The organism is Sulfitobacter sp. F26204, assembly GCF_026410305.1.
GTDB lineage: Bacteria > Pseudomonadota > Alphaproteobacteria > Rhodobacterales > Rhodobacteraceae > Sulfitobacter.
This window is the reverse complement of the sequence record NZ_JAPMLQ010000004.1, coordinates 352455-360437: the sequence shown is the minus strand read 5'-3', so window position 1 is coordinate 360437 and position 7983 is coordinate 352455. Positions and strand designations below refer to the sequence as shown.

Sequence of the window (7983 nt, the reverse complement as noted above, 5' to 3'; positions counted from 1 at the left end):
TCTTCAGATATCTAATTTTCAAACAACGTCGAGACAAATAAAACCAGATGCGCCCTAACAACGGCGCGCCCCGCCTCATAAACCTCAGAATTTTCTCGTTACACCAAAGTGAACCTCAAGCTTCAAAACCCGATACCCACTCCAGCAACCCCTCAGAGCGTCAATGCCCTGCTGAGAATTGCTCTCTAAACCCAGCGCGCCGGACCCGCAACCCCTTTTTCGCAAAAACTCACGTCTAAGATCGATTTATTTGAATTCCTCCTCTGCAAATCGGGCTATCTCCTTATTTATATGGGGTCAGCCGATGCGTTTCCTATGGACCGGAAAAATAACTTTTCTTCCTCACAGGCGAGATCGCTTTGTTTCGGGCCAGTCTGAAGAGCAAAAACCAGTCAAACGGAATCACTCCGCCACGGGTTTGTCTGTTTTTTGGCATCTTCCCACCGATTCCGGTCTTTGAAATGGGTCGCAGGGTGCCGGACGCCTTCTTAAAGATGCCCGTTTTTGTGCTGCGGCTGCTTTTCAAGCGACAGGGGACACCCCCGCCTGCCCTGCCTTGGGTAGGTTGGGGCACTTCCTCCAAACTGACAAGCGAAGGTCCGGCTTCTGCCCGCTAAAATTGCAATTTCGCTCCCGGCAAGCTATATCCCTTTGCATAATAAAAGATATTGAGTGGTTTCTGAATGAATGCGGCACTTCAAACGGTATGGAAGTCGTTCCTTGTACCGATGCTGAGACGGCCCAAACGGCTACAGGTAGCTGCATTGTGTCATCGTGGAACAGGAAAGAACAAGGAGTACCTTCTGGTGACGAGCCGCGATACCGGTCGTTGGATCATCCCCAAGGGTTGGCCCATACGTGGTCTCAAGTCCAATGAAGCGGCCTTGCAAGAGGCCTGGGAAGAAGCAGGTGTGCAAAACAGTAATGCCACAAGTGAGCCTGTGGGCGCTTATACCTATCAAAAGCGCCAGTCGACCGGGCTGAAGATTCCTGTAGAAACTCTGGTATATTCGGTTGCGGTCAACGAATTGTCTGAAAGCTTTCCCGAAGCCCATCAGCGTAAACGCAAATGGGTCAAGGCAGACGCCGCCGCCGAAATGGTGAACGAGGCAGAACTGAAATCAATCTTCCGCAACCAATAGCAAATCGCATTCTATAATGAATGCGCGGTTGCCTTCCTCGCCATTGCAAGGGTAATCGTTTCTCCCAATTGGGGGAAGGTTACATATGACTCAGCAACAAGGCGATCGCCGCCACCTTGAAACTCTGGACCGCGATCTTGCACGCTATTCCAATCTAGAAATCGCAACGGCTTATGTCTCCCGTCCCATGATCGGTACGGGCATTGCGCTGGTGTTTGTTCTGGTGACGGGCATCGGCGCATTGCTCTTTCTCGGGCAGTCGAACAATTCGATCATTGTCGTAATTGCTGCCTGTCTGGGCGCCTATATGGCATTGAATATCGGGGCCAATGACGTCGCCAATAACATGGGCCCTGCGGTTGGTGCGAATGCGCTGACCATGGGAGGGGCCATCGCGATTGCTGTAATCTGTGAAAGTGCCGGGGCGTTGCTGGCCGGAGGGGATGTAGTTTCTACCATCGCCAAAGGTATCATTGCGCCTCAATCCATGGGCACCGCATCAATATTCATCTGGGCGATGATGTCCGCATTATTATCTGCAGCCCTTTGGGTCAACCTGGCGACCTGGATCGGCGCACCTGTATCCACCACACATTCGGTGGTTGGTGGCGTGATGGGGGCGGGCATCGCAGCGGCAGGTTTCGGTGCCGTCTATTGGCCAACGATGGGTGCAATTGCTGCCAGCTGGGTGATTTCTCCGGTGTTAGGCGGTGCTGTTGCAGCCGCCTTCTTGTGGCTGATCAAATCGCGTATCATCTACCGCGATGACAAAATCGCCGCTGCGCGCGTATGGGTCCCCATCCTTGTTGGTATCATGGCAGGGACTTTTTCCGCTTATCTGGCTCTCAAAGGTCTAAAGAAAATTATCAAGATCGATATGCCGACCGCGCTATTGATCGGGTCGATCATCGGCGTTCTGGTCTGGCTGGTCATGATTCCTGTAATCCGCAAACAGTCCCAGGGGCTTGAGAACCGCAACAAATCGCTCAAAGTTCTTTTTGGGATCCCTCTTGTTGTCTCCGCCGCATTGCTCAGCTTTGCCCATGGAGCCAATGACGTGGCCAATGCCGTCGGGCCGCTTGCCGCCATCGTACAGGCCTCGCAGTCGGGCAGCTTTACCGATGCGATCAGCATTCCGAACTGGGTCATGATTATCGGGGCGTTCGGCATTTCATTTGGCCTGTTCCTTTTCGGGCCCAAGCTGATCCGCATGGTCGGCGGCCAGATCACCAAGCTGAACCCGATGCGCGCCTATTGCGTTGCCCTGTCCGCTGCCATCACTGTCATCGTGGCCAGTTGGCTAGGCCTGCCCGTCAGTTCGACACATATCGCTGTCGGCGGAGTCTTTGGCGTGGGGTTCTTTCGCGAATGGGATGCTGAACGCCGCATCCGCAAAGCACGCATGGAAATGCCGGAACGCACCAATTACGCCCCCGAAGAGCGTCGTCGTCGCAAACTTGTGCGCCGATCGCATTTCATGACCATTATCGCGGCTTGGGTGATCACTGTTCCTGCAGCAGCAATTTTGTCAGGCATCATCTTTATCCTGATCAATTCCGCAGTAGACTGAGCAAAGTCGATACACCTCCGACCAAAGCGGCCTGTCAGACCGCTCAGCAAATCTTGCAAGGAAAAACATCATGATCATCTACGGATTAAGCACCTGTTCGGTTTGCCAAAAAGCCCGCAAGGCACTGGAGGTCCAGCGCAAGGATGTGCGCTTGCGCGATGTCAGGGCAGATCCTCTAAGCGAAGCGGAATTGAACACACTAATTGCCGAGTTCGGGGACCGTCTGGTGGATCGCAAGTCCAATGATTATCGCGCTTTAAGCGACTGGCTGAAGAATTCCGAGGCAGAGGCCCAGATCGCGGCGCAACCGAAAGTCATGGCCCGCCCGGTCATACACGACCAGAACACCTATTATCTGGGCTGGGATGACGAGATACAGGCGGCGCTGCTTGGCGAATAATCTGCGAAGTTAAACGCAGGTTGACACCCTTTGCGGCATCACCGGACCAAACCGCATCATGCTGCATCATGCAAAATTTGTACCAGCTCCGGTTGGGAAAGCGCAAAGGGGTTTGCACCCATGGAAGATGCCTTGGCCGCCAGGGCGGCCACCTCAGCAAAATCGCCGCTGGAAAGCCCCATTTCCTTTAGCCCACGCAGCCCCGCTTCACGCGACCAGTTGCGCAGTCCGGCCACCTCTGAACCAGTCGTCCCCGAACCGAAACAACCATCAATCTGATCAAGCACCCATTGTAACCGCAAACCGATTTCGCTGTGTTTTTCTGACTTGGCCAAGTGTGAATTCAGTACAGCAGGCAGCAAGGTACCACAAATCTCTCCATGAGGTGCATTTGTCTTGCCGCCGATCACACCGGCAAAACCATGCACCGCACCAAGACCCGCATTTGCCAACGCCAGACCGCCACAGGTGCTGACCCATGCCAGGCTATCCCATGCCTGCGTCGCATCCTTTTCAACCACGGCCTTCAATGCACCAAGACCTTTTGGAATTGCCCCGTGACACAATGCATCTGTCATCGGATTGGCCTTCAGGCACAAATAGGGTTCGATTACTTGTGTTACAGCATCCAACCCCGAGGCAAGGACAACAGCTTTTGGCGCACCCTGCATCAAAGCCGGATCGATGATGGCGATATCGGGAACCATGCGGGGATCCCGCAGGCTGACCTTGATGCCATGTTCCGGCACCGTTATCACCGCGTTCTTCGTGACTTCTGCACCTGTGCCTGCGGTGGTTGGCAGTGCGATCAGCGAAATCGGCGGAACATCCAGGGGGCGGCCGTCGCCCACCACTTCCAGATACTCAATGGGCTTGCCATCGCACCGGATCAATGCTGCCAGCGCCTTGCCAAAATCCATCACTGACCCGCCCCCAAGTGCGATCACCACATCAGGCTTGAACCCGTCCAGTTCGGTCAAGGCTGCATCGATGTCCGGCAGGCTCGGCTCATTAGCGCAACTCAAGGTCCGCAAGGTGAGTCCTGCAGTTGTACAGGCATCTTTTAGCCATGCCGCCCGTGTCGCCGAGGCCCCATGCACCAACAATATCGCCTGCCCGAAACCCGCTGCGAGACTCGCAGTTCCCGCGCTTTGCCCCCTGCCAAAATAAAGGGCTTTCGGACTGAAAAACGAAAACACTTTCCCTAAACGCTCAGGGTGGCCTGCACCGCCCTGCCCCAAGCCGCATATTTCGCCTGGCGGTCATCCTCATTCATCTGCGGAACAAATTGTTTGTCGCAGGCCCAGGTTGCGGCAAATTCTGCCTGGTCGGGATAGACACCCGCATGCATCCCCGCCAACCAGGCGACACCCAGAGCGGTTGTTTCCTGATTTTCGGGACGATCAACAGGGGCAGCAATGATGTCAGACAAGAACTGCATCGCCCAATCGCTGGCTGACATACCACCATCAACGCGCAAAGTTGGCTGAACACCAGTTGCGGCAGGCCAATCCGCCGCCATCGCCTCAAGCAGGTCACGGGTTTGATAGCCGACACTTTCAAGTGCGGCCTTGGCCATTTCCGCAGGCCCCGTCGCGCGGGTCAGACCGTACACCGCCCCACGGCAATCCGGGTTCCAATAAGGCGCACCCAGACCAACGAAGGCAGGCACGAGGATCACGCGCTGTTGCGCATCGGCCTGCTGCGCGAGGTTCTGTGTCTCTGCCGCATCCTTGATGATCTGCAAACCGTCACGCAGCCATTGTACAACCGCGCCGGCAACAAAGATCGAACCCTCAAGCGCGTAAACCGGTTTCCCATCCAATTGATAGGCAATGGTGGTAAGCAGACGGTTCTTGGATGTAACCGGCGTTTCACCTGTATTGAGCAAGGCAAAACACCCAGTTCCATATGTTGATTTCAACATGCCCGGTTCAAAACAGGCCTGACCGATGGTCGCGGCCTGCTGGTCACCTGCGACCCCGCAAATAGGGATTTCATGGCCGAACAGATCCGCCTGCGTCAAACCAAAATCGGCAGCGCAATCCTTGACCTCGGGCAACATGGCCACCGGAATTTCCAGTAGGTCACAAATCGTGCTGCTCCACCGCCCCTTGCGAATATCATACAACATCGTGCGGGCGGCATTTGTGGCATCGGTCACATGGGCCTCGCCACCAGTCAATTTCCAGATCAGGAAGGCATCAACGGTGCCAAACAACAACTCACCATTGGCAGCGCGATGACGGGATCCTTCAACCTTGTCCAGAATCCATTTAACCTTGGTGCCTGAGAAATAGGGGTCCAGCAACAGGCCAGTGCGTTCCGTGATCATCTTTTCATGCCCGGCGTCACGCAACACGCGGCAGGTATCCGCGGTTCGGCGATCCTGCCAGACAATCGCATTATGGATCGCTTTACCCGTGATTTTGTCCCAGACCACCACGGTTTCTCGCTGATTGGTAATGCCGATGGATGCGATCTGTGCCGCCGATATGCCCGCCTTTTCAATCGCCGCGCGGCAGGTGGCCAAAGTTGTGTTCCAAAGATCATCCGGATCATGTTCGACCCAGCCGGACTGAGGGAAATGTTGAGCAAATTCTTCCTGCGCATTGGCAACCGCCGTCATGCTGGCATCGAATACAATCGCTCGCGTGGATGTCGTACCTTGGTCAATTGCAAGCACATAGGTCATGGAAGGTCTCCACAAGTTGGATTTGGAAACAGCGGCCACTTGGGAAAGAGGCCGCTGTTCTTGATAAACTATCAAACGATTTACCCGAGGCCAATTACATGGCCGCGGATCCTGACCTTACTGCCAGGATTTGATCAGTTCGTCATAGGCAATCGTAACGGGCGCTTCGTCTTCGTTTTCCAGCTTTGGCTTCGGCGAACCGGGCTGGGACAGCCAGTACTCTGGATCCCGCTCTTCGTTCATTTTCGGACCAATATCACCCTGGACGCCAGCACGCTCCAAACGGATCAGTACCTTTTCCTGATCTGCGCAAAGTGCATCAAGCGCTTTCTGGGGCGTTTTAGCACCAGACATCGCATCGCCGATATTCTGCCACCAGAGTTGCGCCAGTTTTGGGTAGTCAGGGACATTGGTACCGGTTGGCGACCATTGTACCCGCGCTGGTGAACGATAAAATTCAACCAGACCACCCAGCTTAGGCGCACGTTCGGTAAAGCTCTCATGCTGGATCGACGATTCACGAATGAACGTCAGGCCAATATGACTTTTCTTCACGTCGACCGTTTTGGAGGTCACGAATTGTGCATACAGCCAAGCCGCCTGTGCACGATCCACCGGGGTGGATTTCATCAATGTCCATGACCCTGCGTCTTGATAGCCAATCTTGGTACCTTCGGTCCAATATGCACCGTGCGGAGATGGTGCCATGCGCCACTTGGGCGTGCCATCTTCGTTCATTACCGGCAAACCGGGCTCCACCGAAGCCGCCGTAAAGACAGTGTACCAGAACATCTGCTGAGCGACGTTGCCCTGTGCCGGGATCGGACCTGCCTCAGAGAATGTCATACCGGCGGCGGCTGGCGGGGAATATTTGTCCAGCCATTCGATTGCCTTGGTCACAGCATAGACAGCAGCCGGGCCGTTTGTCGCACCACCGCGCGCCATGCAGGATCCGACCGGTTGCGAATTTTCGTTGACACGGATACCCCATTCATCAACGGGCAGGCCATTCGGCTCTCCCACGTCACCTGCACCGGCCATGGACAGCCAAGCATCGGTGTAACGCCAACCCAGGCTTGGGTCTTTCTTGCCGTAGTCCATATTACCAAAGACTTCACCTTCGACGCCAAGATGTGTCAGATCACGACCGGTGAAGAATTCGGCAATATCCTCATAAGCGGTCCAGTTGACCGGCACACCGAGATCATAACCGTATTTGGCTTTGAAATCAGTCTTGTTCTTTTCATCGTTGAACCAGTCATAGCGGAACCAGTAAAGGTTCGCGAACTGCTGGTCAGGCAACTGGTAGACTTTGCCATCTGGTCCGGTGGTGAATGACAATCCAATAAAGTCTTCCAGATCAAGGTTTGGGTTTGTCACCGCTGCCCCTTCGCCCGCCATCCAGTCGGTCAGGTTGCGCGCTTGCTGATAACGCCAATGCGTACCAATCAGATCACTGTCGTTGATATAGGCATCATAGATATTCTCGCCCGACTGCATCTGAGTCTGCAGTTTTTCAACTACGTCGCCTTCGCCAATCAAATCATGGGTAATCTTGATACCGGTGATCGCCTCAAACGCAGGTGCGAGAACGGTGGCCTCGTAGGTATGGGTGCCGATGGTCTCGGACACGACGTTGATTGACATACCTTTGTAGGGCTCTGCCGCGTCAATGAAAAACTGAAGTTCAGCTTCCTGCTCGGCGCGCGAAAGCACCGACAAATCGCCGATCTCATTGTCCAGGAATGCCTTTGCGGCCTCCATGTCAGCAAAAGCAGGCGCGGCGAACATACATGTCGCCAGCGCAATCGCTGTGGTTCCTTTTAGTCGCAAGTTCATCTTGGTTCCTCCCTATATGAACACTGCGGGCCACCGGACATTTTGCCGGAAGGCCCATTCGATTAAACCCAGCGGAAAACCGCAAAGGCGTAAAAAAGACAGACCACCAGCGCACCCCATTGTGGTGCATCAAGCAGCCCAAGCCATGCCAGATTGATAAAGGCCGAGCCCAGTAGCGTGATGAACAGACGGTCACCCCGCGTCGTTTCGATCCCCAACACCCCGTGGCGGGGTACCTCGGGATACTTGATCGCCAGCACCGTGAAGGTGATCAGCGTGGCCGCGATGATGCCGAAGAAAACAGCGGTCGGCCATGTCCATGCCATCCATTCCATAG

General features: G+C 54.8%; 7 protein-coding genes. 3 read left to right on the top strand and 4 right to left on the bottom strand.

Features of this window, described 5'->3' with window-relative positions; genetic code table 11:
* Positions 1–728: 728 nt before the first annotated feature.
* The 3 genes from OS190_RS12960 (at position 729) to OS190_RS12950 (ending at position 3112) form a co-directional block, all read left to right on the top strand.
* Positions 729–1142: an NUDIX hydrolase gene (locus OS190_RS12960; protein ID WP_323370702.1), complete on the top strand. Its 414-nt coding sequence runs from the start codon at positions 729–731 to the stop codon at positions 1140–1142.
* A gap of 85 nt (positions 1143–1227) precedes the next feature.
* Entirely contained in the window at positions 1228–2712 is a 1485-nt protein-coding gene (locus tag OS190_RS12955; protein WP_267159122.1) for an inorganic phosphate transporter, read from the top strand.
* A gap of 70 nt (positions 2713–2782) precedes the next feature.
* Positions 2783–3112 (top strand): arsenate reductase family protein, encoded by a 330-nt coding sequence (locus tag OS190_RS12950; RefSeq protein WP_267159121.1) that lies wholly within the window; start codon positions 2783–2785, stop codon positions 3110–3112.
* A 56-nt stretch (positions 3113–3168) separates the two neighbouring features.
* Here OS190_RS12950 and OS190_RS12945 read toward each other — a convergent pair whose 3' ends face one another.
* The 4 genes from OS190_RS12945 to OS190_RS12930 form a co-directional block, all read right to left on the bottom strand.
* The gene (locus tag OS190_RS12945) at positions 3169–4311 is read right to left on the bottom strand and encodes an iron-containing alcohol dehydrogenase (RefSeq protein WP_267159120.1); all 1143 of its coding nucleotides are present in this window, start codon (positions 4309–4311) and stop codon (positions 3169–3171) included.
* A gap of 5 nt (positions 4312–4316) precedes the next feature.
* A complete protein-coding gene (glpK, locus tag OS190_RS12940) occupies positions 4317–5807 on the bottom strand; it encodes a glycerol kinase GlpK (RefSeq protein ID WP_267159119.1) in 1491 nt (496 codons plus the stop codon).
* Positions 5808–5924: 117 nt separating this feature from the next.
* Positions 5925–7646 (bottom strand): ABC transporter substrate-binding protein, encoded by a 1722-nt coding sequence (locus OS190_RS12935; protein ID WP_267159118.1) that lies wholly within the window; start codon positions 7644–7646, stop codon positions 5925–5927.
* Positions 7647–7708: 62 nt separating this feature from the next.
* Entirely contained in the window at positions 7709–7981 is a 273-nt protein-coding gene (locus tag OS190_RS12930; RefSeq protein WP_267159117.1) for a DUF2160 domain-containing protein, read from the bottom strand.
* Between the last annotated feature and the right edge of the window lie 2 nt (positions 7982–7983).